Here is a 336-nt window from a genome sequence, read left to right as displayed (position 1 = left end):
GATTTCTTTTCCATTTCAATACCTTTAATGTTTTCATCAATCACTTTTTGACCAATGATATAACGCATATTGTTTGCCTTCAAGGTAGGTGATGAAATTGTAACATCAATGTTGTTTTCTAATTCTTCAACAGAAATATCCTCATCACTCAAAATGTTCGTTGCTTCTCCAATGTGATGTGAATAAATACTTGGTATGAATAAAGGATCAAGACCTAATACATTTAACTTTAAACCACTGTTTCCCGCGTCTGCACCAGCTTTAAGAATTGCCATATATAAAAACCTCCTAAAGATTATTTTTTATCGATTAACTTAATTCCATTATATGCTAAAC

General features: G+C 31.0%; 1 pseudogene. It reads right to left on the bottom strand.

What is annotated here, in order from left to right:
* Positions 1 to 275 (bottom strand): annotated as a pseudogene (locus RT27_RS31275) (peptide ABC transporter substrate-binding protein); the annotation flags it as partial.
* Positions 276 to 336 lie beyond the last annotated feature (61 nt).

The organism is Bacillus sp. L_1B0_5 (genome assembly GCF_000836715.1).
In the GTDB taxonomy this organism is placed as follows: domain Bacteria; phylum Bacillota; class Bacilli; order Bacillales; family Bacillaceae_G; genus Bacillus_A; species Bacillus_A thuringiensis_S.
Note: the sequence above shows the minus strand (reverse complement) of the source record. Positions and strands in the feature narration are given on the sequence as shown.